The sequence below is a fragment of the Caulobacter segnis genome (assembly GCF_023935105.1).
GTDB lineage: Bacteria > Pseudomonadota > Alphaproteobacteria > Caulobacterales > Caulobacteraceae > Caulobacter > Caulobacter segnis_B.
Window position 1 is genome coordinate 1,989,989 of record NZ_CP096040.1, and the last position, 25,203, is coordinate 2,015,191.

At 68.4% G+C, this 25,203-nt stretch carries 21 protein-coding genes and 1 pseudogene; 15 read left to right on the forward strand and 7 right to left on the reverse strand.

Going from position 1 to position 25,203, the window contains the following annotated elements:
- Positions 1 to 47: 47 nt before the first annotated feature.
- Positions 48 to 899: an ATP-binding protein gene (locus MZV50_RS09715; protein WP_252634285.1), complete on the reverse strand. Its 852-nt coding sequence runs from the start codon at positions 897 to 899 to the stop codon at positions 48 to 50.
- 131 nt (positions 900 to 1,030) lie between these two features.
- Here MZV50_RS09715 and yajC point away from each other — a divergent pair, with 131 nt between their 5' ends.
- From yajC to MZV50_RS09745, 6 genes and pseudogenes are all read left to right on the forward strand, one after another.
- The gene (gene yajC, locus MZV50_RS09720; RefSeq protein WP_252634287.1) at positions 1,031 to 1,336 is read left to right on the forward strand and encodes a preprotein translocase subunit YajC; all 306 of its coding nucleotides are present in this window, start codon (positions 1,031 to 1,033) and stop codon (positions 1,334 to 1,336) included.
- A 53-nt stretch (positions 1,337 to 1,389) separates the two neighbouring features.
- A complete protein-coding gene (secD, locus tag MZV50_RS09725; protein WP_252634289.1) occupies positions 1,390 to 2,988 on the forward strand; it encodes a protein translocase subunit SecD in 1,599 nt (532 codons plus the stop codon).
- Positions 2,989 to 2,999: 11 nt separating this feature from the next.
- A complete protein-coding gene (secF, locus tag MZV50_RS09730; protein ID WP_252634290.1) occupies positions 3,000 to 3,950 on the forward strand; it encodes a protein translocase subunit SecF in 951 nt (316 codons plus the stop codon).
- The gene (locus MZV50_RS09735) at positions 3,950 to 4,303 is read left to right on the forward strand and encodes an Mth938-like domain-containing protein (protein ID WP_252634292.1); all 354 of its coding nucleotides are present in this window, start codon (positions 3,950 to 3,952) and stop codon (positions 4,301 to 4,303) included. The genes secF and MZV50_RS09735 overlap by 1 nt, the downstream gene beginning before the upstream one ends.
- A 140-nt stretch (positions 4,304 to 4,443) precedes the next feature.
- Positions 4,444 to 5,058, forward strand: coding sequence for a urate hydroxylase PuuD (locus MZV50_RS09740; protein ID WP_252634294.1), 615 nt, complete (start codon positions 4,444 to 4,446; stop codon positions 5,056 to 5,058).
- 71 nt (positions 5,059 to 5,129) lie between these two features.
- Positions 5,130 to 5,842 (forward strand): annotated as a pseudogene (locus MZV50_RS09745) (squalene/phytoene synthase family protein).
- A gap of 151 nt (positions 5,843 to 5,993) precedes the next feature.
- Here MZV50_RS09745 and MZV50_RS09750 read toward each other — a convergent pair.
- A complete protein-coding gene (locus MZV50_RS09750; RefSeq protein WP_252634296.1) occupies positions 5,994 to 8,099 on the reverse strand; it encodes an alpha/beta hydrolase family protein in 2,106 nt (701 codons plus the stop codon).
- A gap of 285 nt (positions 8,100 to 8,384) precedes the next feature.
- Here MZV50_RS09750 and lpxC point away from each other — a divergent pair, with 285 nt between their 5' ends.
- From lpxC to MZV50_RS09780, 6 genes are all read left to right on the forward strand, one after another.
- The gene (gene lpxC / locus MZV50_RS09755) at positions 8,385 to 9,281 is read left to right on the forward strand and encodes a UDP-3-O-acyl-N-acetylglucosamine deacetylase (RefSeq protein ID WP_252634298.1); all 897 of its coding nucleotides are present in this window, start codon (positions 8,385 to 8,387) and stop codon (positions 9,279 to 9,281) included.
- Between the two features lie 99 nt (positions 9,282 to 9,380).
- Positions 9,381 to 10,310: an outer membrane protein assembly factor BamD gene (locus tag MZV50_RS09760; protein ID WP_252634300.1), complete on the forward strand. Its 930-nt coding sequence runs from the start codon at positions 9,381 to 9,383 to the stop codon at positions 10,308 to 10,310.
- 95 nt (positions 10,311 to 10,405) lie between these two features.
- Positions 10,406 to 12,103, forward strand: a complete 1,698-nt coding sequence (gene recN, locus MZV50_RS09765) for a DNA repair protein RecN (protein WP_252634301.1) — start codon at positions 10,406 to 10,408, stop codon at positions 12,101 to 12,103.
- A 67-nt stretch (positions 12,104 to 12,170) separates the two neighbouring features.
- The gene (gene ligA / locus MZV50_RS09770) at positions 12,171 to 14,522 is read left to right on the forward strand and encodes an NAD-dependent DNA ligase LigA (RefSeq protein WP_252634303.1); all 2,352 of its coding nucleotides are present in this window, start codon (positions 12,171 to 12,173) and stop codon (positions 14,520 to 14,522) included.
- Positions 14,498 to 15,133 carry a 3'-5' exonuclease gene (locus MZV50_RS09775; protein WP_436792215.1) on the forward strand — a complete coding sequence of 212 codons (636 nt, stop codon included), beginning with the start codon at positions 14,498 to 14,500 and terminating at the stop codon, positions 15,131 to 15,133. Before ligA ends, MZV50_RS09775 begins: the two co-directional genes overlap by 25 nt.
- Positions 15,134 to 15,253: 120 nt before the next feature.
- Entirely contained in the window at positions 15,254 to 15,670 is a 417-nt protein-coding gene (locus tag MZV50_RS09780; protein WP_252634306.1) for a DUF2147 domain-containing protein, read from the forward strand.
- Positions 15,671 to 15,673: 3 nt separating this feature from the next.
- Here MZV50_RS09780 and MZV50_RS09785 read toward each other — a convergent pair whose 3' ends face one another.
- Positions 15,674 to 16,126, reverse strand: coding sequence for a MarR family winged helix-turn-helix transcriptional regulator (locus tag MZV50_RS09785; RefSeq protein WP_252634308.1), 453 nt, complete (start codon positions 16,124 to 16,126; stop codon positions 15,674 to 15,676).
- Positions 16,127 to 16,230: 104 nt separating this feature from the next.
- On the opposite strand from MZV50_RS09785, the gene MZV50_RS09790 reads away from it, so the two are divergent.
- Positions 16,231 to 17,574 carry a chloride channel protein gene (locus MZV50_RS09790; RefSeq protein ID WP_252634310.1) on the forward strand — a complete coding sequence of 448 codons (1,344 nt, stop codon included), beginning with the start codon at positions 16,231 to 16,233 and terminating at the stop codon, positions 17,572 to 17,574.
- Here MZV50_RS09790 and MZV50_RS09795 read toward each other — a convergent pair.
- The 3 genes from MZV50_RS09795 to MZV50_RS09805 are packed head-to-tail and all read right to left on the reverse strand — an operon-like array spanning position 17,571 to position 20,840.
- Positions 17,571 to 19,382, reverse strand: coding sequence for an aminopeptidase P family protein (locus tag MZV50_RS09795; protein WP_252634311.1), 1,812 nt, complete (start codon positions 19,380 to 19,382; stop codon positions 17,571 to 17,573). The genes MZV50_RS09790 and MZV50_RS09795 overlap by 4 nt on opposite strands.
- A gap of 51 nt (positions 19,383 to 19,433) precedes the next feature.
- Positions 19,434 to 20,300: a 50S ribosomal protein L11 methyltransferase gene (locus tag MZV50_RS09800; RefSeq protein ID WP_252634313.1), complete on the reverse strand. Its 867-nt coding sequence runs from the start codon at positions 20,298 to 20,300 to the stop codon at positions 19,434 to 19,436.
- A gap of 39 nt (positions 20,301 to 20,339) precedes the next feature.
- The gene (locus tag MZV50_RS09805; protein WP_252634314.1) at positions 20,340 to 20,840 is read right to left on the reverse strand and encodes a hypothetical protein; all 501 of its coding nucleotides are present in this window, start codon (positions 20,838 to 20,840) and stop codon (positions 20,340 to 20,342) included.
- 86 nt (positions 20,841 to 20,926) lie between these two features.
- On the opposite strand from MZV50_RS09805, the gene MZV50_RS09810 reads away from it, so the two are divergent.
- Entirely contained in the window at positions 20,927 to 22,093 is a 1,167-nt protein-coding gene (locus MZV50_RS09810; protein ID WP_252634316.1) for a low temperature requirement protein A, read from the forward strand.
- Between the two features lie 126 nt (positions 22,094 to 22,219).
- Positions 22,220 to 22,630 carry an NAD(+)--rifampin ADP-ribosyltransferase gene (gene arr, locus MZV50_RS09815; protein ID WP_252634318.1) on the forward strand — a complete coding sequence of 137 codons (411 nt, stop codon included), beginning with the start codon at positions 22,220 to 22,222 and terminating at the stop codon, positions 22,628 to 22,630.
- A 31-nt stretch (positions 22,631 to 22,661) separates the two neighbouring features.
- Here arr and MZV50_RS09820 read toward each other — a convergent pair whose 3' ends face one another.
- On the reverse strand, positions 22,662 to 25,073 hold the full coding sequence (locus MZV50_RS09820; protein WP_252634320.1) for an ATP-dependent helicase: 2,412 nt from the start codon (positions 25,071 to 25,073) through the stop codon (positions 22,662 to 22,664).
- Positions 25,074 to 25,203: the final 130 nt, after the last annotated feature.

A 25,203-nucleotide genomic window follows, 5' to 3' on the forward strand; every position in this document is an offset into this window, starting at 1 on the left:
CTTCAGGTTAAATGCCAAAATCATACGACTATGCGCCAGCCTTTGGCTTACGCCGGCAGTTTGACGCCCAGTTCGCCCGCCAGATCGCGCACGAACTGCCAGGCGACCCGGCCCGAGCGGGCGCCGCGCTGAGTCGACCACTGCAGGGCGCGGCGATCCAGGTCGGCGGTGACGAGGCCGAACTGCTCGGCATAGCCTCGGATGGCGGCCAGATAGGTGTCCTGGTCCATCGGCGGGAAGCCGATCCACAGGCCGAAGCGGTCGGAGACGCTCATCTCCTCCTCGGCGTTCTCGGCCGCGGCGATGGCGCCCTGGCGCTCGACGTGGTCGCGCGGCATCAGGTGGCGGCGGTTCGAGGTGGCCACGAACAGGACATTCTCGGGCGGACCCGAGACGCCGCCCTCCAGCGCCGACTTCAGGGCCTTGGCGGCCGCCGCGCCGTCCTCGAACGAGAGGTCGTCGCACAGGACCACGAAACGCTCGGACCGCGCGCGCAGCAGGTCGAACAGCGGCGGCAGGGCTACGACCTCGTCGCGATCGACCTCGATCAGCTTCAGGTCGGGGAACTCATGGGCCAGGGCGACGAAGGCGGCCTTGGTCACCGAGCTCTTGCCCGTGCCGCGCACGCCCCACAGCAGCACGTGGTTGCAGGGCATGCCCACGGCGAAACGGCGCAGATTCTCGACGAAGCGGGTCTTTTGGCGATCGATTCCGACCAGGGAGTCCAGCGACAGGGGATAGTCGGGCGCGGGCACGAAGGCGCCGTCCTTGGGCTCGTGCCGAAAGAGGCGCGCGGCCCCGAAATCCGGCGCGGGCGGCGGCGGCGGCGCCAGGCGTTCCAGGGCGTCGGCGATGCGGGCGAGCAGGGGAGCGTGCAAGGCGTTTGGCGCTTCGGTCATGGGCAAGCTGCATACCGGGTGCGCTCGCATTGCAAAAGGGGAGGCGAACGCATAGCTTCCGCCGACTTGGCGCGACCCTTTGGGCTTGACCCTTGCCGGGCGGCGCGCCTCACGGAATTTTCGGAGTCCCTATGAACAACCTGAACGCTCAGATCATCCAGCTCGCCCCCATCCTCCTGATGGTCGTGCTGTTCTACTTCATGCTGATCCGTCCCCAGCAGAAGCGCGCCAAGGACCACCAGAACATGCTCTCCAACCTGAAGCGCGGCGACAGCGTCGTGCTCTCGTCGGGCGTGCTGGGCAAGATCGTGCGTGTCGAGGACAAGGAAGTCGGCGTCGAGATCGCTCAGGGCGTGACCGTGAAGGTCGTGAAGGGCATGATCACCGAGGTCCGCGCCAAAGGCGAGCCGGCCGCGGCCAACGACGCCAAGAACTAAGGCGCTAACCCGTTCGCTAGGCGTTTTTGGCGCCGCCTGAAAAGTCCCGATCCATGCTGACCCTTTCCCGCTGGAAGATCATCGCCGTCACCCTGTCGGTGGTCTTCGGCATTCTGTTCTCCCTGCCCAACGTGCTTCCGCAGAAGACGTTGGACGCCATGCCTGGCTGGCTGCCGCATCAGAAGCTGAATCTCGGCCTCGACCTGCAAGGCGGTTCGTACCTGCTGTACGAGGTCGATACCGAGGCTTTGCGCCGCGAGCGCCTGTCGAACATGGTCGAGGACGTGCGCACCCAGCTGCGTAACGAACAGATCCCGTTCGGCGAGCTGGTCCAGCAGGGCGAGGCGGTCAGTGTCCGCATCGGCGACGCCGGGCGCTATAACGACGCCCTGAACCTGCTGCGCAAGAACATCGGCGCGCCGATGGCCGGCGTGATCGGTGGCCGTGACGTGTCGATCTCGGGCAAGGGCGACCAGCGCATCGAGATCCGCTACGTGCCGGAGGCGATCCGCGCCGACGCCGCCAAGGCGGTCGAGCAGTCGATCGAGACCATCCGTCGCCGGATCGACAGCCTGGGCACCAAGGAGCCCTCCATCAACCGCCAGGGCGACAACCGGATCATGATCCAGGCCCCGGGCGAGAGCGACCCGGAGAAGCTGCGGGCCATCATCGGCAAGACCGCCAAGCTGACCTTCCAGATGGTCGACGACACGGTGACCCCCGAGGACATCCAGGCCGGTCGCATTCCGCCCGGTTCGGAACTTCTGCCTGGCGACCAGTACTCGCCCGTCTACGTCGTCAAGAAGCGCGCCCTGGTGTCGGGCGAGGAACTGACCAACGCCTCGCAGGGCTTCGACCCGCAAAGCGGTCACCCGGTCGTTCAACTCCAGTTCAACGCCTCGGGCGGTCGCAAGTTTGGCGATCTCACGGCCCGCAACGTCGGCAAGCGTTTCGCCATCGTCCTCGACAAGAAGGTGATCTCGGCCCCGACCATCAACGGCGCCATCCCGGGCGGTAGCGGCATCATCACCGGCAACTTCACGGTCGAGAGCGCCAACGAGCTGTCGCTGCTGCTGCGTTCGGGCGCTCTGCCCGCGCCGCTGAACATCGAGGACCAGCGCACGGTCAGCGCCGAGCTGGGCGCCGACGCCGTCAAGGCCGGCTCGATCTCGCTGGCCATCGGCGCGGCGTCGATGTTCGTGTTCGTCGTCCTGGCCTATGGCCTGTTCGGCGCCTTCGCGGCCGTCGCCCTGGTGGTCAACGTCCTGATGATCATCGGCATCATGTCGTTCAGCCAGGCGACCCTGACCTTCCCGGGCATCGCCGGCCTGATCCTGACCCTGGCCGTCGCCGTCGACGCCAACGTGCTGATCTACGAGCGCATGCGCGACGAGGCCAATGCGGGCAGGACGCCCATGGCCGCCGCCGACCATGGCTACAAGCTGGCCCTGACCTCGATCCTGGACGCCAACATCACCAGCCTGATCTCGGGCATGATCATGTTCAGCTTCGGCTCGGGCCCGGTGAAGGGCTTTGCCTGGACGCTGGTGATCGGCGTGTTCACGTCGCTGTTCACCGCTATCTTCATCACGCAAGTGCTCATCGGCTGGTGGTTCAAGGCCACGAAGCCGAAGAAGCTGCCGATCGCATAGGAGACCCGACCATGCGTTGGCCCCTCATTCGCTACATCCCGCGCTCGACCCACTACCAGTTCGTGCGCTGGGCGCCCGTCGCGGCCATCTTCTCGGCGGTCCTGATCGTCGGCTCGATCGCCTCGCTGTTCATCCAGGGCTTGAACCTGGGCATCGACTTCAAGGGCGGCAACGCGCTGGAAATCGTCCGGGCCCAGGCCGTATCGCAGTCCGAGCTGCGGACGGCGATGGACCAGATCGGCGTCCATGACGCCCAGGTCCAGCCGTTCACCAGCCAGCCGAACTCGGCGATGATCAAGTTCCTGCCGGCGAAGGGCGAAAGCCCCAGCGCCGCCTCGGCCCATGTCGAGGCCGAGCTGGTCAAGCGCTTCCCCGACCTGAAGGTGACCAGCCGCTCGCAGGTCGGCGCAAAGGTCTCGGGCGAGCTGCTGCTGTCGGGCTTCAAGGCCCTGGCCGTCGCTCTGCTGCTGACCCTGGGCTACATCTGGTTCCGCTTCGGCCTTTCGTACGGCACGGGCGCGGTCGTGGCCGTGATCCACGACATCGTCCTGACCCTGGGCCTGTTGTCGGTGGTGCACATCGAGTTCTCGATGACCGAGATCGCGGCCCTGCTGACGGTCATCGGCTATTCGATGAACGAGAAGGTCATCACCTTCGACCGTCTGAAAGAGAACCTGCGCAAGTACAAGACGACGCCGCTGCGCGACATCATCGACCTGTCGGAGAACGAGCGTCTGTCGCGGACGATCATCACCGGCACCACGGCCCTGCTGGCCCTGGGCGGCACGATGGCGTTCGGCGGCCCGGTGCTGTTCCCGCTGGTCACGACCATGATCTTCGGCATCGTCATCGGCACCTATTCGTCGATCTACATCGCCCTGCCGATGATCCTGATCTGGGGCGTCAAGCGCGGCGACGAGGAAGCCACGCCGATCAAGCTCGGCGCGGCCTCGCGGCCCTGATGCGTCAGCCGCCGTCCATCGACGCCTGGGGCGGCGGCGGCTTTCGGGTCGCCGGCGACTGGCGGCCCGGCTCGCTGCTGATCCTCGACGACCAGCCGCGGGACTGGGGTGTGACCGCCCTGGCCGACCTCAAGCCCGAGGACTTCGCCGAGGTTCTCGCGGCCGGCGCGGCGGTGGAGTTCATCCTGTTGGGCACGGGCCTGGTCAACGCCTTGCCGCCGCGCCCCGTGCGCGACGCGCTTAAGGCCGCCGGCGTGGGCCTGGAGTTCATGAGCACCGAGGCGGCCGCCCGCACCTACAACGTCCTGGCCAGCGAGGGCCGGCGAATGGCGGCGGCGCTGATCGCGGTCTGATCTTCAGGCCGCGCCTGGACCTCAGGCGCGAGGCCTGGGGAGGTGAACGCGGAATACCTGCGTTTGCTCAAAGCTTTACCGACTCCGCGAAACACCCCATGGTCCCTCCTCAAGGAAAGAGGGATCCGAGGGGGAAACCGATGTCTGGACTGCTTTCGAACTTCCGCAACACCATCATCGTCAGCGTCATCCTGGCCCTGGTGATCGTCGTCGGCTACGGGCACAGCCCGCACGGCCATGACAGCAGCTACTTCCAGGCCATCTTCCGGCTGCTGCACGTCTGGTTCGGCATCCTGTGGATCGGGCTGCTGTACTATTTCAACTTCGTGCAGATCCGGGTGATGCCGCAGATCCCGGCCGAGCTGAAGCCGGCGGTCAGCAAGTACATCGCGCCGGAAGCCCTGTTCTGGTTCCGCTGGGCGGCGTTGTTCACCTGGGTGATGGGCGTGATCCTGGCCTTCAGCCGCGGCTACCTTCTGGAAGCGGCGACCCTGGGCCTGGCCGGCGGCTACACGCCCGGCGTCGACATGGGCTTCACCTTCATCGGCACGGGCATGTGGCTGGCCACGGTGATGTTCTTCAATGTCTGGGTCTTCATCTGGCCGAACCAGAAGATCGCCCTGGGCATGGTCGAGGCCGACGCCGACGCCAAGGCCAAGGCGGCCAAGACGGCGATGCTGTTCTCGCGCACCAACACCCTGCTCAGCATCCCGATGCTGGCGACCATGGCGATGAACCAGACGCTGTTCGGCTAAACACCGCCGCGAATTCGTGTAAGGGGAGGGCCCGTCATCTCGACGGGCCCTTTTCCGTGTTCCGAAGACCCATGGCCGACACCGAAACCCTCGACGACCTCGTCCGCCGCGTCGATCCCGACCGCTGGCTGGCCAGCCGGTTCATCGGCGACGCCGCCGCCCGCACCGACGTCATCGCGCTCTACGCCATGAACTACGAACTGGCCCGGGTGGCCGGCGGGGTCTCCAACGCCCTGATGGGCGAGATCCGCCTGACCTGGTGGCGCGAGGCGATGGAGGAGATCGCGGCCGGCAAGGCTCCGCGCAAGCATCCCAATGTCGAGGCGCTGGCCGCCTCGGGCTTCGACCCGAACGCCCTGGCCACCCTGGCTGACGCCCGCTTCACCGACCTGGACGCGGGGCCGCTGAAGGACGAGGCGGCGGTGCTGACCTATGTCGACGGCACGGCCGGCGCGCTGGCGGTGCTGGCCGCCCGGCGGCTGGACGCCAGCGCCGACCCGCACGCGGTCAAGGGCGCGGCGCGGGCCTGGGGGCTGTCGGGCCTGTGGCGGCTGAAGCAGGCGGGCCGCGACAGGCTGCCAGCGGACTGGACGCAAGCCGACGTGAAGCGCCGTGTCGAGCAGCAGCTGAAGGCCGCGCGCGGCGAGGTGAGGGGCTGCCCGTGGCGGCCTTCCCGGCCGTGGCCCCGGCGGCCCTGGCGCGGGCCTACATGGCTGGGCGCGAGATGGGCGAGCTGGAGAAGAAGGCGCGGCTGACTTGGGCGGTGGCGACGGGGCGGCTGTAGCCAAACCACCTCCGATTTCCCGGCGAAAGCCGGGACCCAGATCGTAGGGCTGGGCGGCGCATGCAGAAACGCCCGCGATCCTGTCCGGAACGCGGGCGCTCTTGCATCTGGGCCCCGGCTTTCGCCGGGGAGACGGTTTAGGGGCAGGCGATCACTTCCCCGGTCGGCTATTCCCGGTCCACTGGTCCAGCCAGTCTAGCACTTCCTTGTGCCACTGGACCGAGTTCTGGGCCTTCAGCACCCAGTGGTTCTCGTTCGGGAAGTACAGCAGCTTGCTGGGCACGCCCTTGCGCTGCAGGGCGGTGAAGGCCGACAGGCCCTGTTCGACCGGGATGCGGTAGTCCAACTGGCCCTGGATCACCAACTGCGGCTTGCTCCAGTTGGCCACGTGGTCGACGGGATTGAACTTTTCGTAGGTGTTGCCCGGAGCCCAGGGCGTGCCGCCGTTCTCCCACTCGGTGAACCACAGCTCTTCTGTGGCGTAGCCCATCGAGCGGGTGTCGAAGACGCCGTCGTGGTCCACCAGGCACTTCCAGGGCGCGTTCCAGTTGCCGGCGATCCAGTTGACCATGTAGCCGCCGTACGAGGCGCCCAGGGCGCAGGCGCGGTCGGCGTCCAGGAAGCCGTACTTCTGGGTCGCGAAGGCCCAGCCCTTCTGCAGATCCTCGAGCGGACGGTCGCCCCAGTGCTGGCTGATCGCGTCGGTGAAGGCCTGGCCGTAGCCGGTCGAGCCGTGGAAATCGACCATCACCACGGCGTAGCCGGCGTTGGCGTAGATCTGCGGGTTCCAGCGGTACGACCAGCTGTTGCTGAACGAGCCCTGCGGACCGCCGTGGATCAGGAAGGCCACCGGATACTTCTTGGCCGGGTCGAAGTTGGCGGGCTTCAAAACGAAGCCGCGGACGGTCTCGTCGTTCCAGCCCTTGAAGCTGAACTGCTCGGGCTCGCCCCAGGCGACGTCCTTCAAAGCTTCGCTGGAGGCGCTAGCGATCTTCACCGGCGGGCCCTTCTTGGCCAGGAGGAACAGCTCGGACGGGCTCTTCAGCGAATCCGAGGCGTAGACGACGCCGGCGGGCGAGACGTCGAAGGCCGTGACGTGGCCGTCGCCGGTCAGGGCGGTGACCTTGCCGGTCTTGACGTCGATGGCGAAAAGCTTGCCCTGGCCGACGTCCAGGGCCGTCGCGTAGATCGTCTTGCCGTCGGCGCTCCAGGCGATGGCGTCGGCCGAGCGGTCCCAGGTCGGGGCGAGTTCGCGCACCTTCTGGGTCGTCTCGTCGTAGATCATGATCGCGAAACGGTCGGCCTCGAAGCCCGGGCGCTTCATGGCGCGATAGGCGATAAGCTTGCCGTCCGGCGACGCGGTCCCGGTCGTGTCCCAGGCCTTGTTGTCGGCAGTGTAGTTGACCGGTTTCGCCGATCCGTCCAGCGGGACGCCCCACATGTCGTAATTGGTGGTCCAAGGCTCGTCCTTGCCCGCCACCTTGGCCGAGAAGACCACCGTCTTGCTATCGAAGCTGACCGTGAAGTCCTCGTCACCGCCATAGGGCTTGGTCGGCGTGTCGCCGTCGAAACCCTTCATCAGGTCGATCGGCTGGCCGGTCGCCACGCCGTCCGGACCCAGGGTCCAGGCGAACAGGTGGTTCTTGGTCCCGTCGTTCCAGGTGTCCCAGTGGCGCACGAAGAGCTTGTCGTAGACGACGCCGGTGGCCTTGGTCGCCGTCTTGGCGGCCAGCTTGGCCTCGGTGCAGGCGAAGTCGGCGCAGTCGGGGAACACCGCCTGGGCGACGACGATGGTCTTGTCGTCCGGGGCGACCTTGTAGGCCAGCACGTCGAACGGGGCCTTGGTCACCTGGGTCGCCGTCTCGCCGCTCGCATCGGTGCGGAACACCTGCTCGGTCCCACCGCTGCGGCTGGACGAGAAGTAGATCGCCTTGCCGTCCGCGCTCCAGCGGCCGCTCGAGGCACCGCCGTCCGAGATCTTCAGCCGGAGCGGGGCCATCTTGGCCTTCAGGTCGGCGATCCACAGCGACATCGAGGCCTTGTTGGCCGGATAGTCCAGGGTGCGCACCGAATAGAGCACGTAGCGGCCGTCGGGCGAGACGCGCGGATCGCTGAGCCGATCCAGGCTGGCCATGTCCTTGGCGGTGAAGACATGAGGCTTCTCGGCGGGCTTCTGCGGAGCCTGGGCATGGGCCGCGCCGGCCACGGCGACGGATAGGGCCACTGCGGAGGCGGCGAAACGCAAGCTCTTGATCATGAAACCGAAATTCCCGGAAACGGTTATCCCTTTGGCGGCGGAGCCTAGTCCCGCTTTTGCCGGCCCGCTAGGGGAGCGAGGCAAGAGAATCCCGAGCACGGATCGCCGATCGGCGTTCTGTTTCGATGCATGCGCCTACGTAACAAAAATGTAATTAAGTCAGTCGCTTAGCGCGTAACAATCCGAAACAGGACTTGCTTTGCCGCGGCGCAGCATCCTTCTTACATGGTTAGTCGGGGCGATAGGATGGCCGTAGAGCCGTCCGTCCAACGATAAGGGTCTCTGGTGTCGGCTTCGGGTTATTTTCAGCACACGGTCGCGGGACCGGTGATCTTCGCGGGGATCGGCCTGCACACCGGCGCGCACGTGCGCGTCGCGGTGCGCCCGGCGGCTCCCGACGCGGGCATCATCTTCGTGCGGACCGATGTGCACGACCGTGACAACCGCGTCCCCGTCACCGCCCAGGCGGTCTGCCAGACGCAATTGGGCACGGTGATCAACAACGGCGACGACGTTCGCGTCTCGACCATCGAGCATCTGATGGCGGCCTTGGCGGCCCTGTCGATCGACAACTGCATCGTCGAGCTGGACGGTCCGGAAGTGCCGATCATGGACGGCTCGTCCGAGCCCTTCGTCCAGATCCTGGACCGCGCCGGCCGCCGCAAGCAGGAGGCCGTCCGCCAGTACATCGAGATCCTGGCCCCGATCATGGTCGAGGAGGGCGACAAACGCGCCAGCCTGCTGCCGTCGGACCGCTTCGAGGTGGCCTTCGAGATCGCCTTCGGCAGCAAGGCCATCGGTCGCCAAGCCGTGGACCTGACCGTCGACGAGGAATCGTTCCGCGCCGAGCTGTCGGCCTGCCGCACCTTCGGCTTCGTCCGCGACGTCGAGGCCCTGCGCGCCATCGGCTTGGCCCGTGGCGGCTCGATGGACAACGCCGTGGTCATCGACGGCGATCGCGTGCTGAACCCGGAAGGCCTGCGCCGCCCGGACGAGTTCGTGCGCCACAAGGCGCTGGACGCCATCGGCGACCTCTACGTGCTGGGCAAGCCGATCCTCGGCCGTTTCGAAGGCTTTCTTGCCGGCCATGGCCTCAATAACGCCGTGGTTAGAGCGTTGCTGTCCCAGCCGCGCGCCTGGCGCCTGCGCGCTCTCGCGCCGGCCTTGGCTGAAGCGGTCTAGGTAGCACTCCGAGAGTCGGGGCTCGGCGTTCGCATTTGCGCCTTTAGCGGCGTGGTGTAGAAGCCTTGCACGGCGCTGGGGCGCGCGTTTGCTTCGAAGGTGAGAGACTCCGTGCTTCGTAATTTCTCGGGACGTTCGGCCGTCACTATCGCCGCTGTTCTCGCCGCCGTTTCGGTGGCGGGCTGCGCCGGCAAGTCCAAGAAGCCGACCCTCGCCTACGAAGAGCGCCCCGTCGAACTGCTGTATTCCACCGGCGCCGATCGCCTGGACCGCGGCAACTGGAACGAGGCCGTCGACTATTTCCGCGAGGTCGAGCGCCAGCACCCGTATTCGGAATGGTCGCGCCGCTCGATCCTGATGACCGGCTACGCCCACTACATGGGCAACCAGTACAACGACGCCATCGGCGACGCCGACCGGTTCATCTCGCTGTATCCTGGTAACCCGTCGGCCCAGTACGCCTTCTACCTGAAGGCCATCTGCTACTTCGAACAGATCGTCGACGTGAACCGCGACCAGGCCGCCACCGAGCAGGCCCTGGCGGCCCTGCGCGACGTCGTCCAGCGCTATCCGAACACCGAATACGCCACCGACTCGCGCCTGAAGATCGACATGGTCAACGACCAGCTGGCCGGCAAGGAAATGGCCATCGGTCGCTACTACCTGAAGAATGGCCAGACCCTGGCCGCGATCGGCCGCTTCAAGACCGTCATCGAGAAGCACCAGACCACGTCGCACACGCCGGAAGCCCTGTTCCGCCTGGTCGAGGCCTATCTGACCCTGGGCCTGACCGAGGAAGCCAAGCGCAACGGCGCGGTCCTGGGCTACAACTTCCCGGGCGATCGCTGGTACGCCGACGCCTACAAGCTCTTGAACGACAATGGCCTGCGTCCGGCCGTCGAGCCCCTGAAAGCCGGCGCCAAGCGCAACGCCCTCGAGCGCGCCCTGTCGCGCGACAAGAGCACGACCCTGGCGCCCCCCGGCGAAAAGAAAGCCAAGAAGGGCCTGATGGGCGTCCTAGGCATGTAGTCCCGACGGGGCCGACGACACTATCGGACGGCTGGTCCCGTTTCGTTCTACCTTTGCGCTTTCAAAAACCCTGATTCCCGGCGATCTTGCGCGTCATGCTGATCGGCCTCTCCATCCGTGACGTCGTGCTCATCGAGAGCCTGGATCTCGCCATCGGCGAGGGCCTGACCGCGCTGACTGGCGAAACCGGGGCGGGGAAGTCGATCATTCTCGACGCCCTGGGCCTAGCCACCGGCGCGCGCGCCGACGCCGGGCTGGTGCGGCGAGGAGCCGCCGGCCACGCCTCGGCCACGGCGATCTTCGCCCTGCCGGCCGACCATCCCGCCTTCGCTTATCTGGACGACAAGGGCCTGGACTACGTGCGGGACGAGGATCTCGTCCTGCGCCGCCAGCTGTCGCCGGACGGTCGGTCCCGAGCCTTCGTCAACGACCAGGCGACCAGTGTCGGGGTGCTCAAGGACCTGGGCGGTCTGTTGCTGGAGGTTCACGGCCAGCACGAGACCGTCGGCCTGCTTGATCCCAAGACCCACCGGGGCCTGCTCGACGCCTTCGGCGGCGTCAGCGTCGGGGCGGTCGCCGCGGCCTGGAGCGGCTGGCGCGCCGCGCGCGAGACGGCCGAGGGGCTGCGCGACCTGGCCGGCCGCGCCGCCGCCGAGACCGAAGAACTGACCCTGCGCCTCTCCGAGCTGGATCGCCTGGATCCCCGCGACGGCGAGGAGCAGAGCCTGGCCGAGGAGCGGGCCCTGTTGAGCTCGGCCGAAAAGGCCATGACCGACATCGCCGCCGCTCAGGACGCCCTTGACGGCGACAGCCTGTCAGGACGTCTGGCCCAGGCCTATCGCGCCCTGGAACGGGCCCGCGACCGCGCCTTGCAGGCCGGGGCGCCGGCCGACGGCGCGGCCATGACCCGCCTATCGGCCGCCTGCGAGGCCGTCGACCGCGCCATCGTCGAGGCGCAGGAAGCCAGCGCTACGATCGACGCCGTGGCCGAGACCTTCGAATTCGATCCCGACCGTCTGGAAAAGGCCGAGGAGCGCCTGTTCGCTCTGCGCGGCATGGCCCGCAAGCTGAACGTGCTGGTCGAGGACCTGCCGGCCAAGCGCGCCGAGTTCGCCGCCCGCCTGCAGGCCATCGAGACCTCCGAGGACGCGCTGAAGGCCGCCGACAAGGCCGCCGCCGAGGCGCGGGAGGCCTATCTCTTCGCAGCGGAAGCCTTGTCGGCCGAGCGCCGCGCCGCCGGCGACGCCCTGGCCAAGGCGGTCGAGGCCGAGCTGGCCCCGCTGAAGCTGGAAAAGGCCAAGTTCCGCGTCGCCGTCGAGCCGCTAGCCGAGGATCGCGCCGGCCCGACGGGCCTGGACCGCATCGCCTTCGAGATCTCGACCAATCCCGGCGCGCCGTTCGGTCCGATGGAAGATATCGCCTCGGGCGGCGAGTTGGCCCGCTTCGCCCTGGCGCTGAAGGCCGCCCTGGCGGGACGCGGCGGCGGTCCGCAGCCGCTGATGATCTTCGACGAGGTCGACCAGGGCGTCGGCGGGGCCGTGGCCGACGCGGTCGGCCTGCGTCTCAAGCGGCTGGCCGCCAACGCCCAGGTGCTGGTGGTCACCCACTCGGCCCAGGTGGCGGCGCGCGGCGACGCCCATTGGCGGATTTCCAAGTCCGGCGACGACACCTCGACCCGGACCAAGGTCGAACCCCTGACCCCCGCCCAGCGCGAGGAAGAGATCGCCCGCATGCTGTCGGGCGCCGAGGTCACCGAGGCCGCGCGCGCGGCGGCGCGCGCCCTGATGGCCTGATCCCGATCTCGCGCCGCCCCGGCGAGATTGCTAACGTCTGGGCTTCTTGCCGCCTCCGGATTCGCCCGTGTCCCAGATCCCCGTCGCCGACCTCACCGAAGCCCAGGCCGTCGAGGAACTGGAGGCATTGGCCGACGCCCTGGCCGCGCACGACATCGCCTATCACCAGCAGGACGCGCCGAAGATCAGCGACGCCGAGTACGATGCGCTGAAGCGCCGTAACCTCGACATCGAGACCCGCTTCCCGCACCTGGTGCGCGACAATTCCCCGTCCATGCGGGTGGGCGCGGCGCGAGCCGAGCAGTTTTCGCCCGTCGAGCATGGCGTGCCGATGCTCAGCCTGGACAACGCCTTCTCCAACGACGAGGCGACCGAGTTCGACGCCCGGGTCCGGCGGTTCCTGCGGCTGTCACCGTCCGACACCGTGGCCTACACCGCCGAGCCGAAGATCGATGGCCTGTCGGCCTCGCTGCGCTACGAGAAGGGCCTGCTGGTCCAGGGCGCGACGCGCGGCGACGGCCGGGTGGGCGAGGACGTCACCGCCAATCTGCGCACCATCGCCGACATCCCGCATCGCCTGAAAGGTTCAGGCTGGCCCGACGTGATCGAGGTGCGGGGCGAGGTCTATGTCGAGCTGGCCGCCTTCGCCGCCTTCAACCAAGCCGCCGAGGAGGCGGGCCAGCGCACCTACGCCAACCCCCGCAACTTCGCCGCCGGGTCGCTGCGCCAGATCGATCCGAAGATCAGCGCCCAGCGGCCGCTGCGCTTCTTCGGCTACGCGTGGGGCCTGGTCTCGGAACCTTTCGCCGACACCCAGTGGGGCGCGCTGGAAAAGCTCCGCGAATGGGGCTTCGTGACCACGGCCCCACCGGCCAAGCGGGTCGACAACGCGCAAGGCCTGCTGGACGTCTACGCCCAGTTCGAGACCCTGCGGCCGACCTTGGGCTTCGACATCGACGGCGTGGTCTATAAGGTCGACGACCTGGAGCAGCAGCGCCGCCTGGGCTTCGTCTCGCGCTCGCCGCGCTGGGCGATCGCCCGCAAGTTCCCGGCCCAGCGGGCTCGCACCATCCTGGAGGCCATCGATCTGCAGGTAGGTCGTACCGGCGCCATCACGCCCGTCGCCCGCCTCAAGCCGGTGACCGTCGGCGGCGTCTCGGTGACCAACGCCACCCTGCACAACGGTGACGAGATCGCCCGCCTGGACGTCCGCGTCGGCGACACCGTGGTCATCCAGCGGGCCGGCGACGTGATCCCGCAGATCGTCGAGGTCGCTTTGGACGCGCGGCCCGATCCCGCGCCCGAGCCCTACGAATTTCCGCACGCCTGCCCGTGCCCCCTCCAGACGCCGCTGGCCCGCGAGGTCACGGCCTCGGGCCAGGAATCGGTCGTGCGCCGCTGCACCGGCGAGTTCGCCTGTCCGTTCCAGCGGGTCGAGCACCTGCGCCACTTCGTGTCCCGCCGCGCCTTCGACATCGAGGGGCTGGGCGAGAAGCAGCTGCAGGCCTTCTTCGACGAGGGCTGGATCACCGAGCCGGCCGACATCTTCAAGCTGGCCAAGGATGAGGAGAAGCTGGCGGCCCTACGCGATCGCGACGGCTATGGCGAGACCTCGGTCGCCAACCTGGTCAAGGGCATCGAGGCGCGCCGCACGATCGGCATGGACCGGATGATCTACGGCCTGGGCGCGCGCGATATCGGCGAGACGACCTCGACCGTGCTGGCCCGCCACTTCGACCGGTTCGAGGAGCTGCAGACCGCCGCCGAGGCCGCCGCCCAAGGTCTGCCGGGCGAGACCTATCTGGCGCTGTCCACCGCCCAGGGCGTCGGCCCCAAGGCGCTGGATCTGCTGATCGAAGCGGGGAAGGGCGGCCTGATCGCCGATCCGTGGCCCGAAGCCGCCGACCTGGAAATCAAGATCGGCCACGCCGTGCCCAAGCTGACCAAGCCCGCCCGCACTGCCTTGGCGCAGCGTTACGGGACTTGGGAGGCCTTCGCCCAAGGCCTGGCCGAGGCCGCCTCGGGCGCGCCGGGCGACGACTATCTGCACCTGGCCGCCGTCGACGGCGTCGGGCCCGTGGCCGCGCAATCCTTGGCGCGGTTCTTCGCGGAGGAGCACAACCGCCAGAAGGTCGCCAACCTGGTCGCCGAGCTGGACATCCAGCCGGTGGCTAAGCCCAAGACCGACACGGCCGTGGCCGGCAAGACCATCGTCTTCACCGGCGCCTTGGAGAAGATGACCCGCGACGAGGCCAAGGCTCAGGCCGAAAGCCTGGGCGCGAAGGTCGCCTCGTCGGTGTCCAAGAAGACCGACCTGGTCGTCGCCGGCCCCGGGGCGGGCTCCAAGCTGAAGACCGCCACCGAGCTGGGCGTCCAGGTGATGACCGAGGACGAGTGGCTGGCGATGGTGGCGCCGTGAGAGTCATCGCTCTGGACTTCGAGACGGCCAACGAGCAGCGCGCCAGCCCGTGCTCGATCGGTCTGGCCTGGATTGAGGACGGAGAGGTGGCGCGGATCGAGCACCACTACATCCGCCCGCCCGGCAACCGTTTCGCGTCGTTCAACATGGCCTTCCACGGCATCCGGCCGGAACATGTCGAGGACGCCGACGAGTGGCCGGACGTGCTGGAGCGGCTGCGGCCAGAGTTGGAGGGGGCGCTGGTCCTGGCTCACAACGCCTCGTTCGACATCAGCGTGATCCGCCGCACCTGCGAGCACTACGATGTACGTCCGCCAGGCTTCGACTATTTCTGCACGGTGCAGGTGGCGCGCGGCGTGTGGCCGGAGCTGCCGTCGCACAAGCTGAACGTGGTCTGCGGACACCTGGGCGTCGACTTCGCCCACCACGATGCGGCGGCCGACGCCTATGCCTGCGGCCGGGTAGCGCTGGCGGCGGCGTCGCTGAACGCCGTCACGCACGTGCGCGACCTTCCGGGCAGTCTCGGCATCGCCGTGGGGCGGCTGACGCCCGACGGCTACACGCCGCCCAAGGGGGCTCCGCGCTATCGCCGACCGGCCTTCGCCCGCTGAGACGCTTCGCCGCAATCCGAAATCCCGCCTCGTTTTCGCCTTCGGCCTTGTCCTGACTGGAGCGATCGCGCAACGAGGGACGTAAAACGCGCGTTGGAAACGCGCACTAGGGAGACATACATGCTTCGCACCGCCTTGATCGCCGCCGCCCTGACATTCGTCTCGGGCTCGGCCTTCGCCGCCGACGTCGCCGGCCTGTGGCAGACGCCCACCAATGGCGGCCAGGTCGAGATCACCCACTGCGGCAACAGTCTGTGCGGCAAGCTGGTGAGCTCGGATCACATCCGCGCCAATCCCGCGCAGAAGGACGAGAAGAACAAGGACAAGGCCCAGCGCGGCCGGACCCTGAAGAACCTGCAGATGCTGTACGATTTCACCGGCGGCCCGACCAAGTGGACCGGCGGCAAGGTCTACAACCCCGACGACGGCGGCACCTATTCGGGCACGGTCGAACTGCTCAGCGACAACGAGCTGAAGCTGAAGGGCTGCATCGTCGCGCCGCTGTGCAAGACGCAGAAGTGGACGCGGTTGCGGTAGATCTCAATCGCGCGCCGGTCCGATCCGGCGCGCGGTCTCGACCAGACCGGTCATGATGTCGGCGGCTTGGCTCAGTTGCGCCAGATTGCGGCGTGAGATCGCGGCGATCACCGCCTCGCCGCGCGGGCGTAAGCTGATAGCCACGCGCCGACGATCCGCCGCGAAAGGACGGCGCGACACCAGATCGCGCTCCACCAGTCGCTCCACCAGGCCGACGGCGCTGTGGTTCTTGATCAACAGGCTGTCGGCGAGTTCGCCAATCGACATGGGCTCTGGCCCGGGATGGCATTTCACGGCCAGCAGGGCCTGGTGTTGCTGCGTCGTCAGGCCGAGGTCGCGCGCGCCGGCCTCGCTGAACGCCAGGAATTCGCGGATCGCCCTGCGGAAGGCGCCCAGGGCCTGATAGTCCTCGGGGCCTAGATCCTGTTCGGCGGGGGCGGTTTTCAACTCGGCCATGACCGGTTCCGTATCACGTCAGCGCATGCCGCGCGCCGCCTCGATTGACGCGAGCGGGCGAGCGTTCTAGCAGAAACATCGTATCACGATGTAATTGAGCGATCATGACCCTTTCGCCTGTCGAGACGCTGGTCCGCCAGCGCAAGTTGGTTCGACTGAGAGCCCGTCGGTCCCTGCGCACCGGCGCGGTGATCGCCGCGGCGGTCGCGGCCGGCGCGGCGGCGGTGGGCTTCGCGCGGCTCTGCGACGGGGCCATGGCGCTGCATCAGCGCTGGGCGGCGGCCAGCCCTTGGATGGGGCCGCTGCTGCTGGTGGTCGGCATGCCGCTGTGCGTCTGGCTGACCCGGCGCCTGGCGCCGGCGGCGGCCGGCAGCGGCATCCCCCAGGTGATCGCGGCGGGCGACGTCGGCCGAGGACGGGATGCGTCGGGCGCCAAGGTGCATGACGATCGGGTCTCGATGCGCACCGTCCTCGTCAAGGTGGCGCTGGCCTGCCTGCTGCTGGCCTGTGGCGGCTCGATCGGTCGCGAGGGACCGACGGTGCAGGTGGTCGCGGCGGTCATGGTGTTTCTGACGGGGTGGCTGCGGGGCGGGCCGGACCGTCGGACGCTGTTGGTCGCGGGCGGCGCGGCGGGCGTGGCGGCGGCCTTCAACACGCCGATCGCCGGCATCGTGTTCGCGGTCGAGGAATTGGCGCGCGGCTTCGACAAGCGGGCCAACACCGTGGTGATTCTGGCGGTGATTTCGGCGGGCGTCGCCGCGTACGCGATCGGCGGAAACTACGCCTATTTCGGCGACATGTCGGGTTCCGCCGGCTGGAACGCCTGGATCAGCGCGCCGATCCTGGGCGTCGTCACCGGCGTGGCCGGAGGCCTGTTCTCCAGATGCCTGACGGCGATACTGGTTGGCGACAACCCAATCCGGCGCTGGCGAGCGCGGCGGCCCATCGTGTTCGCGGCGCTGTGCGGTGTGACGGCGGCCCTGGCGGCCGTGATCAGCGGCGGCGCGACATACGGCGCGGGCTACGAGCGGGCGCGATCGCTGCTGTTCGGTCGGTTCGCCTCGGGGCTGGATTTGGCCGGTGGCAAATGGCTCGCCACCCTGGCCGCCGCCGCCAGCGGCGCGCCCGGCCGTATCTTCGCTCCGTCGCTGGCGACCGGGGCCGGGCTGGGCGCGCTGTTCTCACACGTCGCGCCCTGGTCGGTGGGCCGGGACGCGGTGACGCTGGGCATGGCCGGCTACCTGACCGGCGTCGTACAGGCACCGCTGACCAGCGCGGTCATCTTGATGGAGATGACCCGCGATCCCTCCCTGGTCGGACCCTTGCTCACGTGCGCCCTGGTGGCGCGACGCTGCTCGGAAGCGATCGCGCCGACGCCTCTCTACCACGCCCTGGCCCGGGCCTGGACCCGTCCCCGCCGCCGGGCCGAGGCGGCCGAGAACGCCTAAAGCGGCGCGCAGGCCTCTTCCATCCAGGCCCGCACCTCCGGCTCGACGCGCGGCCCGATCTCGGCCAGCACGCGGGCGTGGTAGGCGTCGAACTGGGCGACCTCCTCGGGCGTCAGCAGGCTCTTGTCGATCACCCGGCGGTCGATCGGCGCCAGGGTCAGGGCCTCGAAGCGGTGCATCGGGCGATCGCCGTCGCCGACCGGCTCGGCGGGCATGACGACTTCCAGGTTCTCGATCCGGATGCCGTATTCGCCGTCCTTGTAGTAGCCGGGCTCGTTCGAGACGATCATGCCGGGCTGCAGGGCGATGGTGTTCGGGGCCTTGGAGATCCGCTGCGGACCCTCGTGAACGCCCAGATAGACGCCGACGCCGTGACCCGTGCCGTGATCGTAGTCCAGGCCGTGCGACCAAAGCGCCATCCGCGCCAGGGCGTCGATGGCCGAGCCGGTGGTGCCGGGCGGGAAGCGCAGGCGGGCGATGGCCAGGTGACCCTTGAGGACCAGGGTGTTGCGCTGGACCATCTCGGCGCTGGGCTGGCCGATGGCCACCGTGCGGGTGACGTCTGTGGTGCCGTCCAGATACTGGCCGCCGCTGTCGACCAGCAGCAGCGAACCCATGGCGGCGCGTTCGTTGCTGCGCTCGGTGGGACGGTAGTGGGGCAGGGCGCCGTGGCCGTTGGCCGCGCCGATGGTGTCGAAGCTGAGGTCCTTCAGGACACCCGTGGCCTCGCGGAAAGCCTCCAGCTTGGCGACGGCTTCCTTCTCGTCCGGCGGATTGACCTGACCCTCGGTGGCCAGCCAGTGCAGGAAGCGGGTCAGGGCCGCCCCGTCGCGGCGGTGCGCCTCGCGCGTGCCATCCAGCTCGATGTCGTTCTTGCAGGCGCGCGGCAGGGTGCAGGGGTCCATGGCCCGCACCACCTTGGCGCCGGCGGCGGCCAGCATGTCGAAGTACCAGGCCGAGGATTGGGTCGGGTCGACCACGACGCTCTTGCCCGACAGGTCGCCCAGCGCCTCGGCCAGCTTGTCCGGGGTTTCCAGGGAGACTTGGTTGCCCAGCCAGGCGGGAAGATCCGTCGTGACCTTGGCCGGTTCGATGAACAGGCGGGCCGTGCCGTCGGCGTTTAGGATGGCCTGCGACAGCGGCAGGGGCGAGCGGATCACGTCGCCGCCGCGGATGTTGAACAGCCAGGCGATCGAGGCCGGGGCGGTGATCACCGTGGCGTCCGCGCCGAACGCCGCGACCGAGGCGCCGACGCGCGCGCGCTTGGAGCTCGATTCCTCACCCGCGTATTCGACGTGGTGTGGGACGATCGGGGCCATGGGCTGGGCGGGGCGCGCCTCGCCCCAGGCCTGGTCGACCGGGTTGGCGGCCACGGGCTTGAGCACCGCGCCGGCGCGGTGAGCGGCGGCCTTCAGCCCGTCCAGGGCGGCGGGGCTGTGCAGGCGGGCGTCGTAGCCGATCACCGCGCCCTTTTCGGCGGTTTCCAAATAGGCAGGGACGCCGCCCTCGACGAGGTCGCGGATTTCGAACACCCCCTGGTCGACCTGCTCGCGGACCTGCAGCGTGTAGCGACCGTCGACGAACACGGCGGCGCGGTCCTTGAGGATCACGCCCGCGCCGGCCGAACCGGTGAAGCCGCTGGCCCAGGCCAGGCGGTCGTTGGCGGCGGGCAGGTACTCGTTCTGGTGCTCGTCCTCGTGCGGCACGAGGAAGCCGTCCAGGCCTTGCGCGGCCATGGCGGCGCGGATCAGCGGAACGTGCTTGGGCCCGAACGACGGGTCGGTGGATTCATCGAAGGTCTGGCGCATGAGGACCGATTTAGGCTCCCATGCGCCGCGATGGAAGGTGCGACGTGCCGCCTAAGGCCGTTGCAGGACCAGCGTCGCCCAGGCGTCGCGGTGGATGCGCGTGACGACCTTGAAGCCGCGCGACAGATAGGCGGCCTTGACCATGCGTTCCTGGGTGCGCAGCAGGCCCGACAGGATGACCGTACCGCCGGGGACCAGGGCGTGCTTGATGTCCTGGACCAGGCTGACCAGCGGCCGGGCCAGGATGTTGGCGAACACCAGGTCGTAGGGCGCGTTCTGGGCGACCAGCTTGTTGGACAGGCCCGAGGCGTGGACGAAGCGGGCGTTGGCCTTGTTGACCTGGGCGTTTTCCTTGGCGATCCGCACGGACGGCTTGTCGATGTCGGTGCCGACGGCCAGCTTCGTCCCGGTTCGGGCGGCGGCGATGGCCAGTAGGCCCGTGCCGGCGCCGACATCCAGAACCTTGTTGAACTTGCGGGCCTTCAGCAGGCGGTCATAGGCCTGGAGGCAGCCGACGGTGGTGCCATGGTGGCCCGTGCCGAACGCCGCGCCGGCCTCGATGCGCAGGTTGACGGTGCTGGCCGGCAGGCGGCCGCGATCATGCATGCCATAGACGAAGAAGCGGCCAGCGCGCACCGGCGGCAGGCCGGACAACGCCATGGCCAGCCAGTCGGCGTCGGCCAGGGTGTCGCGCGTGACCTTCAGGTCGTATTCGCCCAGCAGGCCCATCAGGCCGTCGTCTTCCGCCTGGGTGGTGGGGAAGGCGTCGATGCGCCAGACGTTCTTGTCCTCGTCCTCTTCCAGGATCGAGTAGGTCGCGCCTTCGAGGCCCGGATGGTTGTCGATGGCGTCGGCGGCGGTCTCGGCGTCGGCGCGCGCGCCGCGGGCGACGATCTGCTGGGGCGTATAGTCGGTCATGCCGCTCCGTTAGCGGCAAAGGGCCAAAAAAGCGAGCCTTCAGCGCGTGGTCATGCCGGTGGCCGCCGCGTCGGCCAGCACCGTCGGGATCGGTCGGGCGGGGCGATCCTCGGGCAGGGACACGTCGAGGATGTCGCCGCTCTGGGACGCCCAGTGCGGCGCGTCCGCCGGTGGGGGCGGCGTCGCCGGGCCATGGTCGCCGGGAACATAGGACGGCACGTCGGGCGCCGGTGGCGGCGCATAGTCGGGCTCATACGAGACCATCTGGACGGGCGGCGGTCGCGTCGCCTCCAGGAAGTCGGTGCCGACCACATAGTCTGGGACCTTGCCGGCCGGCCAGGCGATCGGCTCGACTTGGTCCTGCTGGGCGACGCGCGTCGGCTCCATCTCCGGATTGTACGGCTCGAGCTGCGGGCCCGGGCGCATGGCCAGCCCGGCCATCAGGCCCACGACGGCGCAAATCGGCGCGCCATAGGCCACGGGGCGGGTGACCGCGAAGGTCTTTAAGGTGCGCAGGAATTGTTCGAGCCGCTGGTCCATGTCGCCATAGCGCGCAAAGACGGCAATTGGTTCGACGGGCGCGAAACACCTCGCGAGACTCGCCCTGGCGGCTCTAGGTTGCCGCCATGAGCAAGCCTAAGCCGCTGCTGCGCGAGCGCCACGCGCATGAACATGCCCGCGTCACCTACGTGGAGCTGTTCTTCGACCTGGTCTTCGTGTTCGCGGTCACGCAGCTGTCGCACAGCCTGATCGCCCATCCGACCGGCCTTGGCCTATTGCATACGGGGCTGCTGCTGCTGGCCGTCTGGTGGGCCTGGGTGTTCACGGCGTGGTTCACCAACTGGATGGATCCCGAGCGAGCGCCCGTGCGGATCATGCTGTTCGTGATGATGGCCGCGGCCCTGGTGCTGGCCGCGGCGATCCCGGAGGCTTTCGGCGCGCGCGGTCTGGTATTCGCCTGCGCCTATGTCTTCATCCAAGTGGGCCGCAGCCTGTTCTTCTTGGTCGGCGTCTGGCGCGAGCCCGCTCACCGCCTGAACTTCTCGCGGATCGTGGCCTGGTTGAGCTTTGCGGCCGTGTTCTGGATCGCGGGCGCCTTCCAGCACGGCGAGGTGCGGCTGCTGGTCTGGGGCGTCGCCATGGCCATCGAGTACGCGTCCCCGGCGATGGGCTTCTGGACACCTGGCCTGGGCCGTTCGAACGCCGCCGACTGGAGCGTCGAGGGCGGCCACCTGGCCGAGCGCTGCGCGCTGTTCACGATCATCGCCCTGGGCGAGTCGATCATCGTCACCGGCGCGACTGTCGTGGGCCTGCCGTGGACCGCCGAGGTCATCGCCGCCTTCGCCAGTGCGCTCATCTGCAGCATCGCCATGTGGTGGATCTACTTCTCTTCCACCGCCGAGGCGGCCAGCGAGGCCATTGCTCGGTCCGACAATCCCGGCGCCATCGCCCGCGTGGCCTATACCTATAGTCACCTGTTGCCGGTGGCCGGGATCATCGTGGCCGCGGTCGGTGACGAGTGGGTGATCCACCATCCAGCGGGCCATACGGACTTCAAGACCGCCGCCGCCGTGATCGGCGGGCCGGCGCTGTTCCTGTTCGGCCTGCTGATCTTCAAGCTGGCGGTGTTCCGGCGCTGGTCGGTGACGCGGCTGGCCGGGCTGGCGTTCCTGGGCGCCCTGATCGCGGCAGCAGGACACGTCAGTCCGTTGACGCTGTCGGCGCTTTCAACCCTGGCGCTGGTGCTGGTCGGCGCGGCGGAGACCTGGAGGACGGAGCGGCGCGGCGCGTGAGAACCGCCTGAAGGGGATCTGGGGCCGAAAAACCTGAATTCAAGAATTGGCGATCGGCGAATTATGCGCAGGGTGTAGCGCCTTCGCAGGGGACTGGGATCCCCGCCACGCAAGGGCTATCGATCGATGACCGCCACGCCATTCGCCCCGTCGTTCTTCCATGGCGCCAAGGCCGACCTGAAGGAGGACGACCTGATCGGGCCCGGCTTCGCCTCCAACTATGGGCAGCGCAGGGAAGCCGCGTTCGTCTATCTGACCGCCACCCTGGACGCCGCCGTCTGGGGCGCGGAACTGGCGGTCGGGGAGGGACCCGGCCGGATCTATGTCGTCGAACCGACCGGGCCGCTGGAGGACGATCCGAACCTGACCGACCAGAAGTTCCCGGGCAATCCGACCCGCTCCTATCGCTCGCGCGCGCCGCTGCGGATCCTTGGCGAGGTGGTGCGCTGGCGGGGCCACACGGCCGAACAGCTCAAGGCCATGCGAGACGGCCTGGCCGAGCTGGAGCGGCGGGGCGTCGGGGCGATCGAGGACTGAGCTGGAGAAGGGGAGGTGCTTGAAAAGCGTCTCAGGCCTTCTCGACGAAGCTGTCGATGACCTTCTTGTCGCCGGCCTTGTCGAAGGCGACGGTCAGTTTGTTGCCTTCGATGCCGGTGACCTTGCCGTAGCCGAACTTGACGTGGAACACGCGGTCGCCGCGCGAATAGGCGCTGTTGGTCGGGGCCGAGACGGCGACCAGACGGCCTTCGCCCTCGATCGGGGCCGAGCGGGCGGCCGAGCCGCCGCGCACGCCCTGGGCGCCGCGCCACGAGGACCCGCGTTCGGAAAAGCCAGACGTGCGTTCCTGGGCCCGCTTCCAGCCGGGGCTGTCATAGCTGCTGCCGGCCTGGAAAGCCGACGTGCCCGGATCGTCCCAGCGCGAGGCGGCCGTCGACTGCATGCCGGGGCCGCCGCCGTAGTAGCCCGTCTCCGACGCCGCATCGACGTGCGCGATCGGCAGTTCGTCGACGAAGCGGCTGGGCAGCTGCGACGTCCATCGCCCGTACACTTGGCGGTTGGCCACGAAGCTGATGCGGGCCTCTTCCCGGGCGCGGGTGATGCCGACATAGGCCAGGCGGCGCTCTTCCTCGAGACCCTTCTCGCCCTTGTCGTCCATGCTGCGCTGGCTGGGGAACACGCCTTCCTCCCAGCCGGGCAGGAAGACCAGCGGAAACTCCAGGCCCTTGGCCGAGTGCAGGGTCATGATCCAGACGGCGTCGCCGGTGGCCTCGCGGTCCAGGTCCATGACCAGCGACACGTGCTCCAGATAGGCCTCCAACGTGTCGAAGGCGCCCATCGACTGGACCAGTTCCTTCAGGTTCTCCAGCCGCGTCTGGCTGGTCGGGCCTTTGTCCAGGCGCAGGGCGTCGGTATAGCCGCTCTCCTCCAGCACCGTCTCCAGCAGGCGCTGGTGATGCGTCGCGCCGATCAGCGAGCGCCAGCGGTCCAGGTCGCGGATGAAGTTGCTGAGCGCCGTCCGCGTGCGGGCTGGCAGGTCGTCGCTGCCGATGATCTGGCGCGCCGCCTCGACGGTCGAGATTCCGTTCAGCCGGGCGATCTGCAGCAGCTTCTGCACCGAGGTGTCGCCGATGCCGCGCTTGGGGGTGTTGACGATGCGTTCGAAGGCCAGGTCGTCGTCGGGCGACTGGATCAGGCGCAGATAGGCGTGGGCGTCTCGGATCTCGGCGCGCTCGAAGAAGCGCGGGCCGCCGACCACCTTGTAGGGGATCTGCAGCAGCACGAACCGTTCTTCGAAGGCCCGCATCTGGAAGCTGGCGCGGACCAGGATGGCCATCTGGCTGTACTTGCGGCCGGCCTTCTTGGCCCGCTCGATCTCGTCGGCGATCAGGCGGCTCTCGGCCTCGCCGTCCCAGACGCCCGAAACCTTGACCTTCTCGCCGCCCTTGGCCTCGGTCCACAGGGTCTTGCCCAAGCGTCCCTTGTTGGTGGTGATCAGGCCCGAGGCGGCGGCCAGGATATGCTCGGTCGAGCGGTAGTTGCGTTCCAGCCGCACGACCTTGGCGCCGGGGAAGTCGCGTTCGAAGCGCAGGATGTTGTCGACCTCGGCCCCGCGCCAGCCGTAGATCGACTGGTCGTCGTCGCCCACGCAGCAGACGTTCTGCCGGCCTTGGGCCAAGAGGCGCAGCCACAGGTACTGGGCGACGTTGGTGTCCTGGTACTCGTCGACCATCACGTATTTGAAGCGGCGCTGGAACTCGTCCAGCACGTCGGGATGGCCGGTGAACAGGCTGATGTTGTGCAGCAGCAGGTCGCCGAAGTCGCAGGCGTTCAGGATGCGCAGGCGCTCCTGGTACTGGCGATAGAGGCTGATCCCCTTGCCGTTGGCGAACTCTCCGGCCTCGCTGGCCGGGACGCGGTCGGGCGTCCAGCCGCGGTTCTTCCAGCCGTCGATGATCTGCGACAGGATCCGCGGGGTCCAGCGCTTGGCGTCGATGTTCTCGGCCTCGATCAGCTGCTTCAGCAGCCGCTCGTTATCGTCGGTGTCGATGATCGTATAGTTCGACTTCAGGCCCACAAGCTCGGCATGGCGGCGCAGGATCTGGGCGGCCACCGAGTGAAAGGTGCCCAGCCAGCGCAGGCCCTCGGCTTCCGGACCGATGATGTGGGTGATCCGCTCGCGCATCTCGCGCGCGGCCTTGTTGGTGAAGGTGACGGCCAGCAGCTCCCATGGCCGGGCGCGGCCCGTCGCCAGAATGTGGGCCAGGCGGGTGGTCAACACGCGCGTCTTGCCGGTGCCGGCCCCGGCCAGGACCAGAAGCGGCCCCTCGGTCGTCTCGACCGCCTCGCGCTGTTCGGGGTTCAGGCCGTCCAGATAGTCGGGCGCGCCCATCGGGCCAGCCGGCGGCCGGGCGCGGGCGAGGTCGGAGATGCGGGGAGAGGGGAGGTCGCCCGGAAAGGCCGAGTCGTCATCGGGATACATGGAACATATGTAGCACAAAGCGCGCCGGGCTTAAGCCCCAACCGGCCACAAGCGGAACCTCCAGCGTCGCGTACCGTTGATCCGCCAACAGCAACGAAGCCGCTCGAAAGCGAGCCGGACAACGCGGAGA

Coding starts and splice junctions, on each gene's coding strand:
- MZV50_RS09715 (WP_252634285.1), bottom strand. CDS start 899: ATGACCGAAGCGCCAAACGCCTTGCACGCTCCCCTGCTCGCCCGCATC.
- yajC (WP_252634287.1), top strand. CDS start 1,031: ATGAACAACCTGAACGCTCAGATCATCCAGCTCGCCCCCATCCTCCTG.
- secD (WP_252634289.1), top strand. CDS start 1,390: ATGCTGACCCTTTCCCGCTGGAAGATCATCGCCGTCACCCTGTCGGTG.
- secF (WP_252634290.1), top strand. CDS start 3,000: ATGCGTTGGCCCCTCATTCGCTACATCCCGCGCTCGACCCACTACCAG.
- MZV50_RS09735 (WP_252634292.1), top strand. CDS start 3,950: ATGCGTCAGCCGCCGTCCATCGACGCCTGGGGCGGCGGCGGCTTTCGG.
- MZV50_RS09740 (WP_252634294.1), top strand. CDS start 4,444: ATGTCTGGACTGCTTTCGAACTTCCGCAACACCATCATCGTCAGCGTC.
- MZV50_RS09750 (WP_252634296.1), bottom strand. CDS start 8,099: ATGATCAAGAGCTTGCGTTTCGCCGCCTCCGCAGTGGCCCTATCCGTC.
- recN (WP_252634301.1), top strand. CDS start 10,406: ATGCTGATCGGCCTCTCCATCCGTGACGTCGTGCTCATCGAGAGCCTG.
- MZV50_RS09780 (WP_252634306.1), top strand. CDS start 15,254: ATGCTTCGCACCGCCTTGATCGCCGCCGCCCTGACATTCGTCTCGGGC.
- MZV50_RS09785 (WP_252634308.1), bottom strand. CDS start 16,126: ATGGCCGAGTTGAAAACCGCCCCCGCCGAACAGGATCTAGGCCCCGAG.
- MZV50_RS09790 (WP_252634310.1), top strand. CDS start 16,231: ATGACCCTTTCGCCTGTCGAGACGCTGGTCCGCCAGCGCAAGTTGGTT.
- MZV50_RS09795 (WP_252634311.1), bottom strand. CDS start 19,382: ATGCGCCAGACCTTCGATGAATCCACCGACCCGTCGTTCGGGCCCAAG.
- MZV50_RS09800 (WP_252634313.1), bottom strand. CDS start 20,300: ATGACCGACTATACGCCCCAGCAGATCGTCGCCCGCGGCGCGCGCGCC.
- MZV50_RS09805 (WP_252634314.1), bottom strand. CDS start 20,840: ATGGACCAGCGGCTCGAACAATTCCTGCGCACCTTAAAGACCTTCGCG.
- MZV50_RS09810 (WP_252634316.1), top strand. CDS start 20,927: ATGAGCAAGCCTAAGCCGCTGCTGCGCGAGCGCCACGCGCATGAACAT.
- arr (WP_252634318.1), top strand. CDS start 22,220: ATGACCGCCACGCCATTCGCCCCGTCGTTCTTCCATGGCGCCAAGGCC.
- MZV50_RS09820 (WP_252634320.1), bottom strand. CDS start 25,073: ATGTATCCCGATGACGACTCGGCCTTTCCGGGCGACCTCCCCTCTCCC.